The organism is Rothia sp. 11254D007BW, assembly GCF_053548195.1.
The window spans coordinates 406277-428700 of sequence record NZ_JBPWPK010000001.1 but is presented as its reverse complement, the minus strand read 5'-3'; the positions used below and the strand labels follow the sequence as shown (position 1 = coordinate 428700).

At 60.9% G+C, this 22424-nt stretch carries 14 protein-coding genes; 4 read left to right on the top strand and 10 right to left on the bottom strand.

Annotation, left to right across the window (positions count from 1 at the left end; genetic code table 11):
- Positions 1–52: 52 nt before the first annotated feature.
- The 9 genes from ACEE43_RS01900 to ftsY all read right to left on the bottom strand — a co-directional run bounded on the left by ACEE43_RS01900 (position 53) and on the right by ftsY (position 12330).
- Positions 53–1768 carry an ABC transporter family substrate-binding protein gene (locus ACEE43_RS01900; protein WP_449107004.1) on the bottom strand — a complete coding sequence of 572 codons (1716 nt, stop codon included), beginning with the start codon at positions 1766–1768 and terminating at the stop codon, positions 53–55.
- 339 nt (positions 1769–2107) lie between these two features.
- Complete coding sequence (locus ACEE43_RS01895; RefSeq protein WP_237223295.1) at positions 2108–3823, bottom strand: ABC transporter family substrate-binding protein; 1716 nt, start codon at positions 3821–3823, stop codon at positions 2108–2110.
- A gap of 75 nt (positions 3824–3898) precedes the next feature.
- Complete coding sequence (locus ACEE43_RS01890; RefSeq protein WP_449107003.1) at positions 3899–5974, bottom strand: dipeptide ABC transporter ATP-binding protein; 2076 nt, start codon at positions 5972–5974, stop codon at positions 3899–3901.
- Positions 5975–6949 carry an ABC transporter permease gene (locus ACEE43_RS01885; protein WP_237186084.1) on the bottom strand — a complete coding sequence of 325 codons (975 nt, stop codon included), beginning with the start codon at positions 6947–6949 and terminating at the stop codon, positions 5975–5977.
- The gene (locus ACEE43_RS01880) at positions 6946–7932 is read right to left on the bottom strand and encodes an ABC transporter permease (protein WP_237186083.1); all 987 of its coding nucleotides are present in this window, start codon (positions 7930–7932) and stop codon (positions 6946–6948) included. The genes ACEE43_RS01885 and ACEE43_RS01880 overlap by 4 nt, the downstream gene beginning before the upstream one ends.
- A gap of 428 nt (positions 7933–8360) precedes the next feature.
- Entirely contained in the window at positions 8361–9191 is an 831-nt protein-coding gene (locus tag ACEE43_RS01875) for an exodeoxyribonuclease III (protein ID WP_237223291.1), read from the bottom strand.
- Between the two features lie 140 nt (positions 9192–9331).
- Complete coding sequence (locus ACEE43_RS01870; RefSeq protein WP_449107002.1) at positions 9332–9670, bottom strand: P-II family nitrogen regulator; 339 nt, start codon at positions 9668–9670, stop codon at positions 9332–9334.
- Between the two features lie 14 nt (positions 9671–9684).
- Complete coding sequence (locus ACEE43_RS01865; RefSeq protein WP_449107001.1) at positions 9685–10941, bottom strand: ammonium transporter; 1257 nt, start codon at positions 10939–10941, stop codon at positions 9685–9687.
- 285 nt (positions 10942–11226) lie between these two features.
- A complete protein-coding gene (ftsY, locus tag ACEE43_RS01860; protein ID WP_237194180.1) occupies positions 11227–12330 on the bottom strand; it encodes a signal recognition particle-docking protein FtsY in 1104 nt (367 codons plus the stop codon).
- 155 nt (positions 12331–12485) lie between these two features.
- On the opposite strand from ftsY, the gene ACEE43_RS01855 reads away from it, so the two are divergent.
- Positions 12486–13844, top strand: a complete 1359-nt coding sequence (locus tag ACEE43_RS01855) for an MFS transporter (protein ID WP_449107000.1) — start codon at positions 12486–12488, stop codon at positions 13842–13844.
- A gap of 5 nt (positions 13845–13849) precedes the next feature.
- Here ACEE43_RS01855 and smc read toward each other — a convergent pair whose 3' ends face one another.
- Positions 13850–17326 (bottom strand): chromosome segregation protein SMC, encoded by a 3477-nt coding sequence (smc, locus tag ACEE43_RS01850; protein WP_449106999.1) that lies wholly within the window; start codon positions 17324–17326, stop codon positions 13850–13852.
- Positions 17327–17526: 200 nt separating this feature from the next.
- Here smc and ACEE43_RS01845 point away from each other — a divergent pair, with 200 nt between their 5' ends.
- From ACEE43_RS01845 to ACEE43_RS01835, 3 genes are read left to right on the top strand one after another with little or no spacing between them, the layout of a single operon-like run.
- Positions 17527–18558 (top strand): 3-oxoacyl-ACP synthase III, encoded by a 1032-nt coding sequence (locus ACEE43_RS01845; RefSeq protein WP_449106998.1) that lies wholly within the window; start codon positions 17527–17529, stop codon positions 18556–18558.
- A gap of 8 nt (positions 18559–18566) precedes the next feature.
- Positions 18567–21284, top strand: coding sequence for an alpha/beta fold hydrolase (locus tag ACEE43_RS01840; RefSeq protein WP_449106997.1), 2718 nt, complete (start codon positions 18567–18569; stop codon positions 21282–21284).
- On the top strand, positions 21278–22348 hold the full coding sequence (locus tag ACEE43_RS01835) for an NAD-dependent epimerase/dehydratase family protein (RefSeq protein WP_449106996.1): 1071 nt from the start codon (positions 21278–21280) through the stop codon (positions 22346–22348). Before ACEE43_RS01840 ends, ACEE43_RS01835 begins: the two co-directional genes overlap by 7 nt.
- Positions 22349–22424 lie beyond the last annotated feature (76 nt).

Below are 22424 nucleotides of genomic sequence, written 5' to 3'. Positions count from 1 at the left end.
CAACGGCTAAACCGTCGAAAACCGGCGAAAAAGTTGAATTCAAGGGGTGGGATTACTCCTTGACCCAGCCTGCGTTGATGTAGGCGGACGGGTTGGCGTAGGGACGTGCAAAGAGGAAGGCACCATAGTTGGCCAGGTTGGTCTTGCAGAACCAGATTTCGGGGCCGTTGATGATGGGGATCATGGTGGCAACCTCAGCCATGTGCTTCTTCTCGATTTCGTTGGATAGGGCGTTGCGCTCTTCCATGGACTCGATGGTGCGCAGGCGTTCGCACATGGCGTCAATTTCGTCGGTACCGATGCCGTTGTAGGTGGCTGAGTGGTAGAAGTACTCTGCTGAACCTGAGGCGTCTTCACCCAGGATGCCGTAACCGGAGAAGGTCACGTCGTATTCCTTGTTACCGATGACAGTGGAGAAGTTCGCGTCAGGCTGGTTGTCGATGGTGCATTCGATACCGGCAGCCTTCATCTGCTGAACGATGGTCTGAGCAGTTGCTGAGGAGACAGGGTCGTCGCCAAAGGTGGTGATGGCAAACTTGGCATTACCTGAAGAGTTGGCCAGGTAGTCACCGTTTTGGCTGTAGCCCGCATCTGCCAGGATCTTCTTAGCTGCCTCTGCACCGGTTTCGGTTGGGTAGTTGTCCTGGTAGTCGGTGGCGAAGGGCATGAGCATCATGGAGCCGGGTACTTCTTCGGTCCAGTTCAGGCCGTTGAAGCGGACGGCTGCAATGGCCTGACGGTCGATAGCGGCAAAGATTGCGCGGCGCAGGGCGGTGTCGGTGAGTCGCTCAGGGTTGATGACCAGGCCACCGGCGTAGAGGTTCTGACCGCGGCGGGGTTCCGCGCCGCTGGTGCCGTCAATGTCGTTGTAGGCGGTCAGGCTGTTTGCGGTTACAGCATCGATTTCACCGTTGCGGAAGGCTGCGCGGGCGGCGGCCGCTTCCATCTGGCGGAAGGTGATCCGTTCGAGCAGGGGCTTTTCACCCCACCAGTTCTCATTGGGGACGACGGTGAGCACCTTCTGGGCGGAATCCCAGTTATCGACCTTGTAGGGGCCAGAGAGGTAGTCATTGTTGATGGTATCGAGCAGGCCGTCGTTGAAGATTGCGGGGTCTTCCATGGCGGGGTGGACCAGGCCGGTGCCGAAGAGGCCCTCGATAGGGTAATAGGGTTCGGTCATGGTGATCTTGACCGAGTAAGCGTCTCCGTCTTCTTCGATAGAGGCGATGTGGGCATAAACGCCGGGATCAACGATGTTGTAGCCCTCTTCGGTGAGGGTCTTGTGGGTAACCTGCAGGGCCTTGACGTCTACGGGGGTACCGTCGTTGAACTTAGCCTCAGGGTTGAGCTTGATGGAGATGGTCTGCACGCCGTCAACTTCACTGGCTTCGTAGGCGGTGCAGTAGTCGGTGTTGATGCTGTATTCACCCAGGGCATTGGTCTTCCACAGGCCGCTGACGGTGGCGGTGTTGACGGCTGCCATGACGTTAAGATTGCTAGTGGTGTAGCCGGTTTGGGTGGCTACGTTAAAGTTGGGGCCCAGGGTGGATACAGCGAGGTTAAGGACGCCGCCGGTCTGCAGGTCTGCGCGATCATGTTCGTTGATAGCCACGAGCTTTGAGATGTCGTCTCCGCTGGTGAGGGCTGAGCCGGTTTCGGCGCTTGAGGTATTGCTGTTGCCGCCACAGGCTGCGAGCAGTCCGGTCATACCGGCGACGCCCGAGACAATGAAAAAGGACCTGCGGTTAAGGTTAATACGTGCAGTCATGATGCCATCCTTAGATAAGCAGAACTTAATGTTCGCCACACCTTTTGTGTGATTGAGACTACCCTAGCAGGTAATTCACGCCACTGTAACCCTTTCTCAACCCGCATTTCACATAATGGCCCCGTAAGTGCTGAGTATTTTTATCAGAAATAGATTAGCTTCTCTAAATTTTTCTGATGTTTTCAACATCTTCAGAGCTCCTCCCCCGGCCACCAACCTACAGGCCTGACAGCATGCGGAGATAACGCCCCAGATTAAACAAACAACTTGCCCCACCACCTGCATTAGGTGATGGGGCAAGTCAGGGTTTACCCTAGGAGATTTCTAGACTCGAGGAGCTTAGTCCTTCATCCAGCCAAGGCGAGCCCAGAGATGGGGGTTGGCAGAGTGGCCACCAAACATAGCGGCACCGTAGTTAGCCAGCTTGGTCTTGCAGTAGTGGATATCGGGACCGTTGAAGACAGTACCGAGGGTTGCAAACTCGGCCATGAACTTCTTTTCGATCTCGTTGCACTTTGCGTTACGCTCAGCGTCGTCCTCAATCTTTTCCATCTCGGCGATCATGGCATCGATTTCCTCAGAGCCTGCGGCACCATCGAGGTTAGATGAGTGGTAGAACTGACGGGTTACTGAGGTTGCATCGGAGCCAACAGTGAAGCCTGAGAAGGTCATGTCGTATTCCTTGTTACCAACCACCGAGGCGAAGTTAGCGTCGGGCTGCTGGTCGATGGAGCACTCAATGCCGATGGTCTTCATCTGTTCAACCATGGTCTGAGCCAGGGCAGCTGAGCCAGGGTCGTCACCGAAGTTGGTCACGCGGAAGCTAGCGTTAGCGCCGTCCTTAGCGTAGTAGTCGCCGTTCTTGGTGTAACCGGCATCTTCCAGAATCTTCTGGGCAACCTCAACGCCACGATCGGCGGGGAAGTTGTCCTGGTAGTACTCAGAGATGGGCAACAGAAGCATGGAGCCCGGGGTCTCTTCGGTCCAATTCAGGCCCTGGAAACGGATATCTGAGAGGGCCTTGCGGTCGGTGCCTGCAAAGATTGCGCGGCGCAGGGCGGCGTCCTGGATACGGGCGGGGTTGAGGTTCAAACCGCCGGAGAAGAGGCGCAGAGCGCGACGGGGCTCAGCATCGGGGGTTCCCTCAACGTCCTTGTAGGCCGCCAGGGTACGAGCACCCACTGCATCGATTTCGCCGTTGCGGAAGGCTGCGCGGGCTGCGGCAGCTTCCATCTGGCGGAAGGTGATGCGGTCCAGGATGGGCTTAGTACCCCACCAGTTTTCGTTGGGAACAACGGAAAGGCGCTTTTCTGCTGAGTTCCATTCTTCCAGCTTGAAGGGGCCTACGCCGTAGTCGGGGTTGGGGTTGTCGGTCCAGCCCTCGTTGAAGACTGCCGGGTCTGCCATGGCAGGGTGTAGCAGGGTACCAAAGAGGTTATCTGCTGGGTAGTAGGGCTGCTTCATCGTCACAACAGCAGAGAAGGCGTCGCCATCTTCTTCAATGGACTCGATGAACTCGTACATGCCCGAGGTAACAATGTTGTAGTCGCCCTCGGTGGACTTGAAGACGTTCCATGAGGTGCGCAGGGACTCAATATCAATGGGGGTGCCATCGTTGAACTTAGCCTTGGAGTTCAGCTTGACGCGGATGGTCTGCACGCCATCAACGGTTTCAGACTCGTAGGACTCACAGAAGTCGGGATTGATGCTGGGGGTACCGTCGAAGTCTGACTGCCAGATACCGCTGGTCATCGAAGTGTGGAAGGTGGAGAGAACGAAGCTGTTATTTGCTGAGTTACCGTTCTGGGAGGAGATGTTGAAATCAGGGCCCAGGGAGCTAACGGGCAGGTTGACGACGCCACCGGTCTGCAGGTTAGCGACGTCCTGCTCGTTGATTTCGACCTTAATTTCATCACCGGCTGCTGCCATGCTGGCGGTTGCGGCGCTGGTGGTGTTGCCGCCAGAACCACCGCAAGCGGTCAGCAGACCAGTGGTTCCCAGGATGCCGGTACCCCAAAGCAGGGTGCGGCGGTTCAGAACTACATTCTTGTTCATTCTCTCTTCTCCTTTGTAAAGAGGATGGGTAAAAGTGGGCTTGAAGTGATTTCGATTACATACTATACATGTAATTTAGCTCATAGCAACTTCGTGTTCAGGATAATGACAGGCGTACTGGTGGTCCTCGCTCGCCCGGCTTAGAACAGGCACATTCTCGGTGCAGTTCTTCTGCTTATCTTCAGGAAGAAGCTTGAAGATGGGGCAACGAGTTGCAAAAGCACAGCCCTCCGGTGCATTCACTGGGGTGGGCAGGTCGCCTTCGAGCACAATGCGTTGGCGGTTGGCCTCTACCTCGGGGTCGGGCACAGGGATGGCAGAGAGCAGAGCCCGGGTGTAGGGGTGCACAGGGTTATCAAAGACCTCGTCCACATTTCCAATCTCAACCACCCGGCCCAGGTACATAACGGCCACACGGTCAGAGGCATGGCGCACCACAGCCAAATCGTGTGCGACCATCAGGTAGCTCAGCCCCAGTTCGACACGCAGCTTCTCCAGCAGGTTAATGACGCCTGCCTGAACAGAAACGTCAAGAGCAGAGACCGGCTCGTCGAGAGCCACCAGCTTGGGGTTGACAGCGAGCGCACGGGCGATGCCGATACGCTGGCGCTGGCCGCCAGAGAACTGGTTGGGGAAGCGGTTGACGTGGTCCGGTTGCAGGCCGACGGTCTTCATCAGTTCAAGCACGCGCTTCTTGATGTCCTTGACGGCCCAGCCCTGGTTTTGCAGGGGCTCAGCCAGGATTTCGTAGACGGTGAAGCGGGGGTCAAGTGCACCCGTTGGGTCCTGGAAGACCATCTGCTGATTCTTGCGCAGGGCGTTGAGTTCGGAGCCGCGCAGGCCCTGCTTGTTGGAGACACCGGCGATGACGATTTCGCCGTCAATGTCCTTGGAGAACTCCATGATTTCAAGCAGGGTGGTGGTTTTGCCACAGCCAGACTCGCCCACGATGGAGAAGCACTCGCCTTCGCGGATATCGAAGCTGACGCCATTGACGGCCTTGACTGTGCCCACACGGCGCTTGATGAGGGCACCCTTGGTGAGGGGGAAGAACTTCTTGACGTTCTTTACCTCAAGCACGCTGGCGCGCTCCTCGCGGGGCACGCTATCGAGGGCAGAGACGGGGATGGGGGGAACGGGGAACATCTGCTCAGGACGTTCGTTGACGAACTTCTCTGCGTACAGGCAGGCTGAGCGGTGGTTCTCGCCGGTACCGGCAATCAGCTTGAGCTCCGGCTCCTGGGTGAGGCAGGCGTCCGTAGCCACCGGGCAGCGGGCTGCGAAGGAGCAGCCCACCACGGGCTTGAGCAGGTTGGGCGGGGTTCCCTCAATCGGCACCAGGGAGGTCTTTTCCTTGCGGTCCACGCGGGGTACAGCACCCAGTAGACCGATGGTGTAGGGCATGGAGGGCTTCTTGTAGAGGTCGGTGGCAGCGGCATGCTCTACAGCCTTGCCCGCGTACATGACCATGATTTCATCGGCCATACCGGCCACGATTCCCAGGTCGTGGGTAATCATGATGGTAGCCGCTCCGGTCTCTTCCTGGGCCTTCTGCATCACCTCAAGCACCTGAGCCTGGATGGTGACATCCAGCGCGGTGGTGGGTTCGTCGGCAATCAGTACGCGCGGCTCGTTCGCGATGGCCATAGCGATCATGACGCGCTGACGCATACCGCCCGAGAACTCGTGGGGGAAGGACTTAAGACGGCTCTCGGGTGAGGGGATGCCGACCAGACGCAAGAGCTCCACGGAGCGAGCCTGAATAGCCTTATCGCTCATACCCTTGTTGTGGGCCTTGAGTACCTCAGCCAGCTGGTGGCCGATGGTGAATACCGGGGTGAGTGATGACAGCGGATCCTGGAAGACCATGGAAATCTCTTTGCCACGGTAGTCGCACATCTGCTTATCGGTCAGACCCAGCAGTTCGGTGCCGTTGTACTTGATGGAACCGGTGATGTCTGCGGTGGTGGGGTGCAGGCCCATAATCGCCATAGAGGCAACCGACTTACCCGAGCCGGATTCACCCACGATGCCCAGCGTCTTGCCCGCGTACAGGTCGAAGTCAATGCCGCGCACCGCGTGCACAATACCGTTTTCGGTATTGAACTTTACGTTGAGGTCTCGGACGCTCAGTACTGGTGTAGTGCTCATTTACTTCTTCTTTTTCTTAACTTTGCCAACGGACAGGGAGGTGGGATCGAAGGCGTCGCGCAAGCCGTCGTTCATCAGGGCCAGGGGGCCAACCAGCAGGAAGAAGAACAGCAGCGGAATCCAGAACATCCAGGGCAGGGTGTTGATCTGGCTTGAAGCCTGGGCGATGAGTGACCCCAATGAGAAGTTGGGGTATTTCACGCCAATACCGATGAAGGTGTAAGACACCTCAGCCAGAATTGCAGCGGTGATACCGCGGGTGAATTCAAGCACCATCAGGGAGCCGATGTTGGGAACCAGGTGACGCCAGACAATCTTGAGGGGGTGCACACCCATGTAGCGGGCGGCTTTGACGTAGTCACGGGAGATGAGCGACATGGCCATAGCTCGAATCACACGGGCGGTGTACATCCAGCTGAAGATTAGGAGCACGATGGTCAGGATGAGCCAGCCGGGCAGGTTATCGCGGATGGCCTGGCCGCCAGCACCGTTGATGACAATCGCTACAACCAGCAGGCTGGGCGCCATAATCAGGGTCTCAAGGACGAACAGCATGGTCTTGTCGATCTTGCCGCCGAAGTAGGCCATGACGCAGCCGTAAATAGCTGCAAAGATGACGGAGACACCGCCCACGATCAGACCGATGAAGACCGAGGTACGGACAGCTTCAACCATCTGGGCGTAGAGGTCGGTACCTGCGCTGGTAGTGCCGAACCAGTGCTCGGCGCTGGGGCCGGTGGAGATATAGAAGGGGTCGATGGTGGTGGTGTCCCACTTGGAGAGGAAGCCGCCAAAGAGACCGAAAGCTATCACCAGCAGCAGGACGACCAGGCCAAAGACCGCGGTCTTGTTACGCATAAAGCGGCGGAAGATAATCTTCTTCTTGCTGATGATGTCGAAGTCAGCGTTAGTCTGATCGACCCTCGTGATAATACCGGTGAGGTTGTTGTGGTCGATGGAAGGTGAATTGCTCATGAGATCCTCACTCGGGGATCGACGATGGTGGTGGCGATATCAGCGATGATGGCGCCAACTGCGAAGATGAAGGAGCCGTAGGCCAGGGTTGCTACTGCCGCGTTGACGTCCTGGGCGCCGATTGCCTGGATTGACCAGAGACCAATACCGGGCCAGGCGAAGATGGCCTCGGCGAAGAAGCCGCCGGTGAAGATGGAGGGAACGGTAAAGGCGATGGACTGGGCTACCGGGATGAAGGAGACTCGCAGGGCGTGGCGGCGGATGGCCTGGTTGCGGGTGAGGCCCTTAGCGCGAGCGGTGCGCACAAAGTCGGCGTTGACGCTGTCGAGCAGGTACTGGCGCTGGGAAATCTGGTAGCCGCCCCAGCTCATAATCGTGATACAGAAGGTGGGCACGATGTAGTGGGCTGCCAAGTCTACCCAGTATTCGAAGCTACCCGGGGTGAGGCCTGGCGAGGAAATACCGGTCACGAAGAAGATACGCTCCCCCGCTGCACTGTTGATAGCTACAGCTCCCAGCTGGACCAGGAAGTAGGCAATGGGGGCGGGCAGGATGTAGACCAGGTAGGAGTAGCCGGTAATCACACGGTCAGAGAACTTGTACTGACGAGCTGCTGAGTAAACGCCCAGGGCTACACCGATGATGAGGGAGAGAATCACAGCCACCAGGTAGAGGCGGGTTGATACCCACACGCGCTGACCGAATTCAGCGTTGATGTAGGCGCCGTTGGGGCTGCGGCCCCAGTCCCAGTGCAGAACAACGTTGGTCAGCCACTGGACGTAGCGGTCCCAGGCACTCATGGTGGGGTCGAGGTTCAGGGCAGCGAAGTTGCGCTGAACCTGCTCCGGTGAGGGGCGGGGAATGCGTTCCTGTTCAAGCAGGGCGGGGTTCAGCGAGGTAACGGCGAGGAAGTAGCCACCGGTCGTCGTTAAGAAGATCATGACGGCGTAGGTAGCTGCTCGCCTCAGCAGATACTTAATCATGAGGCGAACTCTTTCTGGGTAACGAACATTGTGTGTGAGCCTTTACAGATACTGCCAGGCTTGTGATGCCCAACATATACTGACGTGTTGAGTTGAGTATATTTAGTCGCACCCGTCACATCAAGTTGGGCAACACACCGCTCGTCCGCAGCAAAGAGTCGGCGAAACGTAGCCGAAATAATCCACGCATTAAAAAGCCCGAGAATACACGGGCGCAGCCTTCGCCGCTCCCCCGCTTAAGCCTGATTCTGCAGTTTCTACCGCTCTAAAACTTTAAAAACATTAAACATTTACCCCGGTTTTTCTCACATATCAGTTCACCCTTGTTGAACGACCGTCCTGCCCCCATCACCCGGACACAGCAAAGCCCGAGGGCCCCTGGCGGTACAGGGGCCCTCGGGCTTCTAACCGATTAGATTAGGTTTTACCTAGCCCAGGTCGATATCGAGGAGAATCGGGGTATGGTCCTGGCGCGGGCCTGAATCAATCATTTCTGAGGCTCGTACCTTCTCAGCGACCCGGTCTGATACCAGCCAGTAGTCAATGCGCCAGCCGGTGTTGTTGATCTTTGAGGTACGGGAACGCTGGGCCCACCAGGTGTAGGCTCCGGTGACGTCCCCGTGCAGGTGGCGGAAGGTGTCGGTAAAGCCCCGGGAGAGAATCTGGGTGAAGCCCTCGCGCTCTTCGTCGGTGAATCCGGGTGAACGGCGGTTAGCCTTGGGGTTGGCCAGGTCAATTTCGGTGTGGGCAACGTTGAAGTCGCCGGTTGCAAGCACAGGTTTAGTGGCGTCCAGGCCGGCAAGGTAGTCGGCATAGAGGCGGTCCCAGACCTGGCGTTCAGGCAGGCGGCGCAGGCCGTCCGAAGCGTTGGGGGTGTAGACCTGGGTGACGTAGAAGTCCTCAAATTCCAGGGTAATCATGCGCCCTTCGGCATCCATGGTGGTGGGGGCAGAGAGGCGGGGGTAGGTGACGGTGGGTTCTAGCTCCTGTTTGTAGAGGAACATGGTGCCCGCGTACCCCTTGCGGGCGGGTTCGTCGGAAGATACCCAGGCAATCTTGTAGTCGGGGAAGTAGGCGTGCAGGGCTTCGAGATGCTTCTTGGTGGGCCCCTTGGCCGAGAGCTTGGTTTCTTGCAGGGCAAGGACGTCGGGTTTCAGCAGGGCGATGGAGGCAAAGACATCGCGGGAGAGCAGGGCACGGGCCGACTCACTGGTGAGTGCAGCATTGAGTGAATCAACATTCCAGGAGACAAGTTTCATGCCCCCTAGTCTACCCGGCGCTCCCCCGCAGCCATCCTGCCCTCGTCCGCCCCCCTGCCAGCTCTCCTACCCAGACTGCAAAAAGTAAGGGCAGACCCACGAACCCGTGGGTCTGCCCTAGATGTGCATGTCGCTTGTGTTTAGATGGCGGAGATACCGCGTTCTCCGGTGCGGACTCGAACTACCTCGTCCACGCTGCTCACCCAGATTTTGCCGTCCCCGGCGCTACCGGTATTGGCGGTGGCGATAATGAGGTCGATGATGTCCTCGGCCCGGTCAGCGTCCGCCAGGATTTCCAGGCGAACCTTAGGAATCAGACGAATGTCGTATTCCTTGCCGCGGTAGACCTCTACGTGCCCATGCTGGCGTCCGTAGCCCTGGGCTTCTGAGACTGTCATCCCGTCGACCCCAAAGTTTTCGAGGGCCTGGCGGATGTCGTCGAATTTTTCGGGCTGAATCAAAGCGGTAATGAGTTTCATGGCGTGAATTCCCTCTAGTTTTTAGCGAAGGCACCGGAGGTGCCGCTCGACATGGCGTAGGCGGTTTCAGCGTGCTGGGCCAGGTCGATCCCCTGGACCTCCTGCTTCTCGCTGACCCGGAAACCCATGGTGCGGTGAATCGGGATCACAATCAGCAGGGTCACAACCGCGCAGTAAGCCATAGAAATCAGGGTTGCAACGGTCTGGGTGACCAGCAGGCCTAGACCTCCACCGTAGAAGAGGCCCGCTGTACCGGTCGACGGGGTTGCGATAAAGCCCAGAGCCAAAGTGCCGATGAGACCGGAAACCAGGTGTACACCCACTACGTCAAGAGAATCGTCGTAGCCCAAGCGGTACTTGAGGCCCACTGCCCAGCCTGAGGCGATACCCGAGATAAAGCCCAGAGCTAGGGCACCAACCGGATCGACGTTAGCGCAGGCCGGGGTGATAGCGACCAGACCCGAGACCAGGCCGGACGCCGCACCCAGGGAGGTCACGTGGCCGTCACGGACGCGCTCCAGTAGGGCCCAGCCGAGCATGGCAGCTGCCGGGGCAGCAAGGGTGTTGACCCATATCAGACCTGCCTGGGAACCGTCCGCAGCAGCCCCCACGTTGAAGCCGAACCAGCCAAACCAGAGGATAGCCGCACCGAGCATGACCAGGGGCAGGGAGTGGGGGCGCTGGTTGGGGTCTTCACCAAAGCCCTTGCGAGCGCCCAGTACCAGGGCCAGGATGAGACCGGCGACACCGGCGTTGATGTGAATGACCAGGCCGCCTGCAAAGTCGATGGCTTCGCCGAACATGGACCCGATGAAGCCCTCTTCACCGAAGAGGCCGCCGCCCCACACCATGAAGGCCAGGGGGCAGTAGACCAGGGTGAGCCAGAGGGGCACGAAGATGCACCAGGCACCGAAGCGGGCGCGGTCTGCGATAGACCCTGAGATGATAGCCACCGCGATGATGGCGAAGGTGGAGCTGAAGGCTACCGAGAGGAGGTTGGTGCCGCCGTCCGCAAGGGTCGCTGATAGGCCAAAATCGTTGAAGGGTGAGCCGACGATGTCGTGAATGAGGGCATCTCCCCCGCTCATGCTGTAGCCCCACAGCACCCAGCACACGCCGACAAGTCCCATTGAGATGACCGACATCATCATCATGTTGAGTGCTGACTTGGCTCGCGTCATACCGCTGTAGAAGAGAGCGAGACCCGGTGTCATGAACAGAACAAGTGCCGCGGCGACCACGGTCCAAACATCACTGGCGGTGAGTTCCATGCCTGTTACCCCTTTCAAAACCCGTATAGAAAACCTGTGTGCCGGTAGACCGGCTCTTGGTGTGTTGACAGGTTCTATTGTTCTCTGCGCGTGTTTCGGCTGCTTGCGTCTGGAGTTTCGCCCCGGTTACAGGTGACCTCCCCGTGTTGCGGCTATGAAAACAGGGGTTACGGGGGTGTTTCGGGCAGTAACGGGCAGGTTACCGGCGCTCTAGGTGGGCATGAAAAAACCGGGGGAACTGTTTGAAACAGTTCCCCCGGTTCCTCGATAAACTCGGGCTGCGCCTTAGTCGAGCAGGGCGTCTACGAAGGCACCGGGCTCGAAGGGTGCCAGGTCGTCGGGGCCTTCGCCCAGGCCGATGAGCTTGACGGGCACACCCAGCTCTTCCTGGATAGCGACCACAATGCCGCCCTTGGCTGAGCCGTCGAGCTTGGTCAGCACGATACCGGTAATCTGAACGACCTCGGAGAAGACCTTGGCCTGGATCATGCCGTTCTGGCCGGTGGTGGCGTCAATGACCAGGAGCACCTCGGTGACCGGGGCTTCTTTCTCGACCACGCGCTTGATTTTGCCCAGCTGGTCCATCAGGCCGGCCTTGTTTTGCAGGCGTCCGGCGGTGTCAATCATGACGGTATCGACGCCGCGGGCCTTGCCCTCGCGGATAGCTTCGAAGGCAACGGAAGCCGGGTCGGCGCCGTCCTTATCGGAGCGGACGGTATCGACCCCTACGCGGTCACCCCAGGTCTGGAGCTGGTCAGCAGCCGCCGCGCGGAAGGTGTCGGCGGCACCCAGCAGGAGGTTCTTATCTTCAGCAACCATTACGCGGGCCAGCTTGCCCACGGTGGTGGTCTTGCCTACACCATTTACACCAACGACCAGCACGACGCCGGGGTTGCCGTCGGCACCGTCCAGGGCCAGGGAGCGGTCGGTATCTTCACCCACGATTGAAAGAAGCTCCTCACGCAGCATCTGCTTGACGTGGGCGGGATTCTCAGTGCCCTCCACGCGCACACGCTGCTGCAGGGCCTCCACCAGGCGGGCGGAGGGCTCGGCACCCAGGTCTGCCAGGAGCAGGGTTTCCTCAACCTCATCCCAGACGTCCTGGTCGATCTTGTCGCGGGACAGCAGGGCCAGCAGGCCCTTGCCCAACAGGTTGTTAGAGCGGGAGAGTCGGGCGCGCAGACGCACCAGACGGCCTTGAGCGGACGCCGGACGCTCGATCGTGGTAACCGGGCCGTCAGCGCTATCTGAGGGTAGGTCATCAGAATCGCGAGTGCCCTCGTAGCCGCCCTGAGGAGCCTTAGGGCCGCGCAGCAGAACTGCGAGCACGCCACCTAAAATCAGCACACCCAGAAGTATGTACACAATGAGAGTTAGAGAATCATTCACCCTTCTAGCTTGCCATATTCTCCACGCTCCATACAGCCCCGATGATGGGAGTAGAATGCACTTCTGCACAGCGCCACCCCACAACAGCAGCCATTGTGAGCTAAGATACTTTTCGGAACGATAGATACAGCACAGAGGCACCACAACACACGCACATGAGTAACCACATACCCACCCCCTCCATGGATACCGGGGCTATCCCCATCATCCCCGAATTAGTACGGCAGGAAAGCCGCACTCAAAAGCCGAGCGCAACCAAAGCCGTCAAGGTACCCACCCAGATCAAGGTGCTCATTGCAGCCTCCTTTCTGATAGCCCTCGGCTACGGACTCGTAGCCCCGGTCCTCCCAGGATTTGCCCGCAGCTTCGATGTGGGAGCCATGGCAGCAACCTTCGTCGTCTCTGCCTTTGCGCTCTCCCGCCTGGCTTTCGCGCCGGCGTCCGGTCGCCTCATCTCCCGCTTCGGCGAGCGCCGCATCTACTCAGCGGGCCTCATTATTGTGGGGCTGGGCTCCATTGGCGCCGGACTTTCAGTTAACTACCCCATGCTCATTGCCTCCCGCATTGTAGGCGGAACCGGTTCGGTCATGTTTACCGTAGCGGCCATGGGTATCTTGGTGCGCAACTCACCCCCGACAATTCGGGGTAAGGTCTCGGGCTACTTTGCTACGTCCTTCCTGCTGGGCAATATTTTGGGGCCCGTTCTGGGGGCAGCGGCCTCGTCCCTGGGCATGCGGGCACCCTTCTTTGTCTATGCGGCAATGCTCCTGTGCGCGGCCCTTGTGGTGCTCACCCAGCTCAAGGACGAGCCGCAAGAGGTTAACCTCAACACCCAGGGTATCGCTGTACCCAAGCCCGAACTCAAGCTGGCCGACGCCCTGAAGTTCACCAACTTCAAAGCAGCCCTCGTGACCAACCTGGCGGTAGGGTGGAGCGTCTTCGGCCTGCAGTCAACTGTGGTTCCCCTCGCCGCTGTAGCCCTCCTGGCTAACCTGCATGCCGGTGAAGCCGGCTACGATGCCGCAGTTGCTGGAGCCAAGCTGGCAGGTTTCACCCTGGCCACCTACGCAGCCGGTAACGCCCTAATCCAGATTTACTCGGGCAAGATGGGCGATAAGATTGGCCGCCGCCCCATGGTCTTTTCCGGGCTGATTCTGGCAGGTATCGTCACCATCGTCTTTGGCCTGATTACCAACCCGGTTGTCTTTGTGGGGGCAGCCGTGCTTCTGGGCATTGCCTCGGCCCTGCTCGGCCCCTCCCTGCAGGCTGCTGTATCAGATATTGTGGGCAACAAGCGCTCAGGCGGTCAGCCCCTGGCCTACTACCAGATGGTCTCAGACATCGGCCTGATCGTCGGCCCGCTCGTAGCTGGCTTTATTATCGACGCCTGGGGCTTCTTCCCCGCCTTTATCGTGGCCGGCGCTCTGCTTCTTCTTGCGGCTATTGGCTGGTTCCCCGGCTACCGCCCCAAGTTCCCGGCAGACATAGCTGACGAAGGCTACACCGGCAAGTAGCTACCCTAGTCTGCCAGGCGGTGCGAGAGCACGCTTGAAACCCCCTGCCGCATGGTGATGCCGTAGAGGGTATCGGCCTGGGCCATGGTGCGCTGGTGGTGGGTAATCATCAGCAGCTGGGACTTCTCCCGCAGCTGCCCCAGCACCTCCAGCAGACGGCCCAGGTTACGGTCATCAAGCGCTGCTTCTACCTCATCCAGCACATAGAAGGGGGCAGGGCGGGCCATAAAAACCGCCAGGAGCAGGGCCAGAGAGGCCAGGGTGCGCTCGCCGCCAGAGAGCAGGGAAAGGCGGGTGACCTTCTTACCGGCCGGTGTCACTCTGATATCAAGCCCGCTGTGCTCAAGGTCGTTGGGGTCGGCCAGTACCAGCTCGGCCTGGCCGCCGGGAAAGAGCAGGGCGAAAATCCGGCTGAACTCCACCTGCACATCGGCCAGTGCCCGACTGAAAGAGGTTTCAATCTGGCCGGTCACGTCCTTCATCACGGCCCGCAGGTCTGCCCGCGAGGTCTTGATGTCTTTAATCTGCTGGCGCAGGTAGCTATGGCGCTGTTCGAGGGCCTCATATTCTTCAAGGGCCAGGGGGTTGATAACTCCCAGGCGGGCCAGCTCTGCCTCGGCCGCCGCAAGGTCGGTCTCGATCTCCTCCCGGGGCAGGTCACTGGCCTTGTGGCTCTCGAGCAGGGCCTCAAGGCTGAGCCCCAATTCGCTATCTATCCGCTGGGTCAGGGCTTCCCAGCGTGCTTCAACACGGGCGCCCTGGGCCGACGATTCAGCCTGCAGGGTTAGGGCAGCAGCCAGGGAGGTCTGGGCACCGGCCAGTTCTTCGCGGGTAGCGGTGAGCACCTGCTGGGCCTGCTCAGCACGGGCCAGGGCCTTACTGTGTTCCTCGTACTCCTGGCTCTCCACCTGCGTGAGGGCCAGCGCCAGAGCCTTGGCACAGGCAGCTACCCTGCGGGCACGATACCCGGCGTCAGCGGCCTCTTGTTGGCGCAGCTGACGAACCTCCTCAGCCTTTTCGAGGGCGGCCAGGGCTTCTTGGGCCTGAGTGAGGCGGGCCTGGGCAGCTTCCTCTTTTTCGCGGGCATAGGTTGCTGAAGCCTCGGCGAGGGTTTTAGCCTCCTGGGCTTCAACCAGGGTTTTTTCTGCGGTGCGGACGGCCTCGCGCAGGGTAGCGCTGTCGGCTTGGGGTTCCGTGCTGCGTGCCTGGGCCAAGGCCTCTTGGGCGGCCTCCACGTGCCTTTGGGTCTCTTTCTGGGCTTCTTCGGCGCGGGTAGCGGCTTCTTGCAGACGGTCAAGGGCCGCCTGTGAGCTTTCTGCCCTGCCGGTGAGGGTGGCAAGGTCTGCCCGGGCGGCAGCTAGCTGAGCCGTGAGTGAGCCGGTGGTACGGGCCTGGGCTTTTTCAGCCTCCTGAGCAGCCTTTAGCGCTTCTTCGGCCTGCTGGTGGGCCCTCTCTGCCTGCTCCTGTTGCTGGGCAAGCTCCCGGTGGGTCTGTTGAGCTCGGGTGAGTTCAGCATAGCGTTCAGTCAGGGGCCGCTCGTAGGAGGGGTAGAGGGTTGAGCCTGCGGTTAGCACGGTTCCGTCGGGAGTCACAGCGCGGACGCCCGGGTGGGCAGCTACCAGGGTGCGGGCGGCTTCCTCGTCGGGAGTCAGGTAGGTATCAGCGGTGAGCACGGCGAGGGCACGACTGAGGGCCTGCGGTGCGGTCAGGACGTCCACTAGCGGGCGAGCTTGATAAACCTCAGCTTGAGATGTAGATAGTTCACGCAGGTCAATCTGCTCAATGTCACCCGTGACGGAATAAAGCTGGGTTACTCCAGCAGGCAGGGGCTCACCGCTTGTCAGGGCTAGGGCCCTCAGATAGGGGCCCAGGACAGCAGCCACAGCAGCCTGCCAGGCTTCTTCAATCTCAAGTAGAGAAATAAGTTCCTGAGCTCCCTGCTCCAGGGCCTGTTGGCGGAGATCTTCACTATCGCCGCTTTCGGCATCGTCATGCTGCCAGGCTGCCTCAAGGGCCTCGCAGCGAGCCTGAGCAGCATGAAGCTTTACCTGAACTTGATGCAACTCTTTGCGGCTAGACTCCACCGTTTCGCTCGCCTGCTGGCGCGCCCGACGCAGGTTTTCTTCTTCGGCTTCGGCACGCTCTAGCTGCTCCCGGTAGCCGTTCACGGCTGCCTGAGCCCGCTCGGTATCAGCACCGGCAGAAGCCCCCTGCTCTTTAGCCTCGGCATACTCAGCTACTCGTCGGGCGGCCTCTTCACCGGCTCGCTCAAAAGCCACGCGGGCGGTAGCCAGCTGGGAGGTGAGCTGCGACAGGTTCTCCTTATAGTCCCGCACCTGCTGGTCGGCCGTAGCCAGGGCCTGCCGAGCTGTGCCCTGCTCCGCCTGAGCCTTCTCTAAGGCAGAGTGGGCAGCGGTAAGTTCTTCTTCAGCCGCTTTCCCCGCCTCCCGGGCCCGTTCAAGGTTTTCTTCCTCCCGGGCACAGGCCTGTTGGGCCGAATCTAGGCGGGTGGCGGCGTCCTGATCTTCTTCCTCGTGGTGGGAGGCGGACAAACGTTCAGCAGCCACAAGCTGAACCGTCTCCACCAGGTGGGCAACCTCTTTCAGGGAGGTACGACGCTGGGTAACTTCATCCAGCGCCTGCTGGGCTACCTGCCGGGCCTCGGCCAACTCCCCCAGCTGCCCCTCGATGGTGCGACTGCGCTCCTGCGCCCGTAGGCGGGCAGCCTCAGCCTGTTGGCCAGCGGCCTGCTCGGCCTCCCGCTCCTGCATCATGGCGCGTGCATCGTGAGCCAGAAGATCAGCGGTCAAGCTGCGAACACGGCCCGCCACCTCGCTAGCTGCCCGGGCCGCGTCAGCCTGCTCCCGGCGTCCTTCCAGCTGCTCAGCCAGCTCACCGGCTAGATCCTCCAGCCGGTCAAGATTGGTCTTCAAATCATCAAGCTTGCTCGCGGTCTTCGCCTGGCGCTTACGGTGCTTGAGCAAGCCGGCAGCCTGCTCAATCAGCTCGCGGCGGTCATCAGCTGTACCGTGCAAAATCTTATCGACCTGCCCCTGCCCCACCAGGGTGTAGAGTTCCCGGCCCACACCGGCGTCCGCCAGTAGATCCTGTACATCAGCCAGGCGGGCAGGCTCCCCGTTGATCTCATACTCAGAACCGCCTGCAGAAAACATGGTGCGCGAAAGCCGGATCTCAGCATGAGGAAGCGGCAGGGCGCCGTCCTCGTTATCAATCACCAGTTCAACCTTGGCGCGCCCCAGCGCACCGCGGGAACCACCGCCAGCAAAAATGACGTCCTTCATGGCACCACCACGCAGCTGCTTAGCCCCCTGGGCACCCATCACCCAGGCAAGGGCATCCACCACGTTCGACTTACCCGACCCGTTCGGCCCCACCAGCACATTCAAGCCCGGCTCAAACTCAAACACGGTGGCCGATGCAAAAGACTTAAAGCCGCGCACGGTCAAAGATTTTAGGTACATAGTGGTAGGCCCCATCGGTTGGGTAAAAACGGGTTTGGGTCGGCTTACCACTTTACCGCAGGCCCGCGCCCCTGTTCGGTGTGAGATGAACCCGCACCATCAATCACCGTACCTGCCCCGCCGGGGCATATTATTGAAAAAGTGCCCTGTTTCTTCAAATAAGGGTTTACCAGAGTCCCATCTAAGGCTAGAAGAGTAGATTGACCGCTAATTCAGATATTCGCCACAAGAACGCCTCCCTGTTATCGGTAACCAGGGTGCTACCGCCGGAGGTCGTCACCAGCTCCTACTTTGACGAGCAACTAGCGGCCACCTACAAGCGGCTGAGGATGCCCAAGGGCCTACTCGAGCGTCTCGCCGGTATTAGCGAGCGCCGTTCCTGGGGCTCGGCCATGCATTTTGAGGACGGCGCGGTGCAGGCTGCTGAGCAGGCTATCGCCCAGGCCGGTATCAGCAAGGAACAAATCGGGCTAATTATTAACACCTCGGTCACCCGCGATAATTTTGAACCTGCTGTAGCCGTGGGTATTCACGACCGCCTGGGCCTGCCCCGCCACGCTCTGAACTTCGATATCACCAACGCCTGCCTGGGCTTCGTCAACGGCATTACGGTTGCTGCTACCATGATTGACGCCGGGGCTATCGACTATGCCCTCATCGTCGACGGCGAAGACCCCTCCCCCTGGCACGCCACAGCCCTGCGCCAGCTCAACCGCCCCGATTCAACCCGAGACGATGTGCTGGCCCAGTTCGCTACCCTGACCCTGGGCTCGGGAGCTGCGGCCGCCGTCATTGGCCGCTCCGACCTGCACCCGGCGGGCCACAAGATTATCGGTTCGGTCTCCCGCGCGGGAACCGAGCACCGCAACCTCTGCATTGGCGGTGAAGCCGACCAGGGGATGAATACGGACGCCGCGGGCCTGCTCAAACACGGCCTGCAGCTAGTTGCTGAGGCCTGGGAAGAAGCCCACCAGAACGGCTGGGACTGGGGCAACATGCGCTCCTACGTAACCCACCAAATTTCTAACGCCCACACCAACGCCATTATTGAAGCCGTGGGTATCGACCGCGAGCGCATCCCCATGACTTTCCCGGTCTGGGGCAACGTGGCGGCAGCCGCCCTTCCCATGACCCTGGCTGAGGAAAGCGCCCACTTCGTAGCCGGTGACCGTATTCTCTGCATGGGTGTGGGTTCCGGCCTGAACACCGCGCTCATGGAAATCACCTGGTAGGAGCCACTATGACGTTTTCTCAGCTCACTCCTGTTCCTGCCCTCTGGCCCGGCGTTGACCCTGCCTGGTCCCAGCAGGTGCAGGTGCCCGCGTCCGCCCCGGTAGAAGAAGCCGGGGCTAGCCGCCGCTGGCACTACCTCGATAATGGCCCGGCGCTCGAGGCCGCCGGGCGCACCCCGGTCGGTACCGTACTGGCGGTGCACGGTAACCCCACCTGGTCCTATCTCTGGCGGTCGGTTATCGCTGCCGCCACTGATGCCGAGCAGCCCTGGCGCGTGGTAGCGGTAGACCAGCTCGATATGGGCTATTCGGAGCGCACCGGCCTGACCCGTTCGCTTTCAGACCGCATTGCTGACCTCGGTGATTTTACGGCCGCGCTTGGGCTTGACACTACCGACCTGCCCCTTGTCACGCTGGCCCATGACTGGGGCGGGCTGATCTCGCTGGGGTGGGCCCTGCGCCACCGTGAGATTGTCTCGGGTGTCATGCTGACCAACACCGCTGTTTTTCATGACGCCGGTGAGAAAATCCCGGTCGCCCTGCAGGCAGCCCTCAACCCGGCACTGCATTCCTGGGCGACCGAAAAATCAACCGCCTTTATCGACGTGACTCTGGGTCTGGCCCAGGGCGGGCTTGATGCTGCGGTCAAGAAGGCCTACAAGCTGCCCTACACCACCGCCGAGCACCGGGTGGGCGTGCGGAATTTCGTGGCCGACATACCGGCAACCGAGGCGGCTGCCAGCTACCGCCCCATGGTCTCTGTTGCCGAAGGTATTACAGACCTTAACCTGCCTGCCCTGATGCTCTGGGGTACTAAAGACCCGGTCTTCCAGCGCCGTTACATGGCCGACCTGGCTACCCGCCTGCCGCAGGCCGACATCCACCGTTTTGAAACCGCCAGCCACCTGGTTGCCGAAGATGAAGACATCGCCACCCCCATTCTGGCCTGGCTGACCGAGCACTTCGTCACCGGCACGACCCAGCGGGACCTCCACCTCACCGCGCGCGCTGCCCGGGTACCGGCGTCCGCTCATTACCGCCCCATGGGAGCTGAGCTGGCAGACCGGGCGGACGACACCACCCTAGCCATCGTTGATATGAGCAGAAAGGGGGACGGCACCGAGGTAGCCGCCCAGCTGTCGTGGTCTGAGCTGGCTGCCGAGGTTGATCGGGTTGCCGCCGGCCTACACCGGCTGGGGGTTCAGCCCGGGGACCGTGTTAACCTGCTGGTTCCGCCCGGCATCAAGCTCACCACCTTGATTTACGCCTGCCTCAAGATTGGCGCTGTGATTGTTGTTGCCGATACCGGCCTGGGGGCAGCTGGGTTGACGCGCGCTCTCAAGGGGGCCCGCCCGTCCTGGCTGATCGGTATCCCAGCAGCCCTGGCCCTGGCCCGTACCCTGGGCTGGCCCGGGCAGCGCATTGCAGCCGTTTCCTTGCCCGCTTCCGCCGCCCGCGCCCTGGGTGTGGTGGCCTCGGTCGATGACTTTGTCACCCCCGACATTTTTGCGGTAGCGGACCCGGACCCCGACGCGGACGCCGCTATCCTCTACACCTCTGGATCTACCGGCCCAGCTAAGGGCGTGGTCTACACCCACCGCCAGTTGGCCGCCATGAGAGACACGATCGCTGCCACCTACGATCTGGCAGCCGGGAGCGGTCTGGTCGCCGGCTTTGCCCCCTTCGCGCTGCTGGGCCCGGCCCTGGGTGCCACATCCGTCACCCCGGCCATGGACGTCACCAAGCCTAAGACCCTGACCGCTTCGGCCCTGGCGTCCGCTGCCCAGGCTATCGGGGCAACCACGGTCTTTGCCTCACCGGCAGCGCTCATGAACGTGCTCGAAACGGTCGAGGGGCTCACCAGCCAGCAGCAGGCAGCCCTGGGGCAGGTGACTACCCTGCTCTCAGCCGGTGCCCCTATTACCTCTCCCCTGCTAGCCCGCCTGCAGGCCCTACTCCCGGCAGCCTCCCTGCATACCCCCTACGGCATGACCGAGGCTCTTCCCACCACCGACGTTTCCTTTGCCGAAATTCAGCAGGCTGAGCAGGACGCTTCAGACGGCCTTCCGGGAGCTGGCGGTGGTGTGTGCGTGGGTAGACCCGTTCACGGTGCTGCCCTGCAGATTGCTCCCCTGCTCGAGGACGGCACGGTCTCGGAGCAGGTGACCAGCGAACCCGGTATTACCGGTGAGATTCTGGTGTCTGCCCCGCATGTTAAGGACCGCTACGACACCCTCTGGGTCACCGAACGCGCTTCAAGCTCCACCCCCGGCTGGCACCGCACCGGCGATGTGGGGCATTTCGATGCCAGCGGACGCCTGTGGGTCGAGGGCCGTCTCGCCCACGTGCTAGTGACCGCCCAGGGCGTGCTCACCCCGGTGGCCCTGGAGCAGGCTGCCGAACTCGATGCCGAGGTGCGCCGGGCAGCAGCTGTGGCGACCGGCCCGGCCGGGGCGGCGTCCGTCCTGATCGTGGCCGAAGTTGGCCCCACTTTCCGGGGTAAGAAGACCCGCAACGGTCTGGCACCAGCCGACCTAGCTCAGCGGGTGCGGGAGCGAGTACTGGCGGAAACCGGGGTAGAGGTATCGGCTGTGCTGGTGGTTGCGGAGCACCCCACCGATGTGCGGCACAACTCGAAGATTGACCGCCCGGTGCTTGCTACCTGGGCCCAGCAGCTTCTAGAAGGGAAGCGGGCCCGTCTGGGCAAGGGGGTTATCGCGTGGTAGTCTCACTGCGTCCGCTCGCCCCCGAGTTCTGTCAGCCAGCCCGTGCTGAGCGGGTGCTGGTCACCGGCGCCTCGGGGCTTCTTGGCCGCGAGGTCGTCTTTGCTCTGCTCCGTGCCGGCTACTCTGTGCGGGCCTTTCAGCGCGGGGACTCCGGTATCGCCCAGATGCTCCCTGCCCACCTGGCTGACCGCTTCGACCAGGTGCAGGGTTCTCTCACAGACCAGCTGGCGGTCGGCCGGGCTGTCACCGGTGTTCAGGGTGTTATCCACCTGGCAGCCAAGGTGTCTGTGGTCGGAGACTGGGAGGATTACCGGCAGGTCAACGTCGAGGGCACCCGCACCCTGCTCGATGCCGCCCGCGCAGTGGGTATCGGTAAGTTCCTGCACACGTCCTCACCCTCGGTAGCCCATACGGGGGCCTCGATCGTGGGCGAGGGCAACCCACCCGCTAGCCCCAGCCATGCCCGGGGCAACTATGCCCGTTCTAAGGCCGAGTCTGAGCTGCTGGCCCTGAGCTACGATGCGGACGACTTCTGGGTGGGTGTGCTGCGCCCCCACATCGTTTGGGGCCCCGGCGATACCCAGCTGGTGGAACGAGTGCTAGAACGCGCCGCTGCAGGCCGCCTACCCCTGCTCAATCAGGGCACAGCTATGATCGACACCCTCTACATCGACAACGGGGCGGACGCCTTCGTGCGCGGCTACCAGCGTCTTGAGACTATCCGCGGGGTGCCCCTGGTGGTAACGAACGGCCAGCCCCGCCCGGTCGGTGAGATCATCTCCGGTATGTGTAGCGCCTGCGGCGTCAAGCCTCCGGCTTACTCGCTACCGGCGTCCGTGGCCTACGGGCTGGGTTTAGCCATGGAAAAGGTCTGGGCCCGTTGTGCCCCCGGGCAGATTCCCCCGCTGACCTCTTTCTTAGCCGAGCAGCTCTCCACCGCCCACTGGTTCGACCAGCGCACCACCCGGGAGCTTCTGGGCTGGTCCCCGGCTGTTTCCCTGGAGGAAGGGTATGAGCGGCTGGGTGAGTTCTACGGGCGAAGATTCGCAGCAACTACTCACTAGCTCATCTAACATAGGCAGGCAGATAACTAGCTCATCTAACACAGGCAGGCAGAGCGCCGTCGGCCAGCTGGACCGG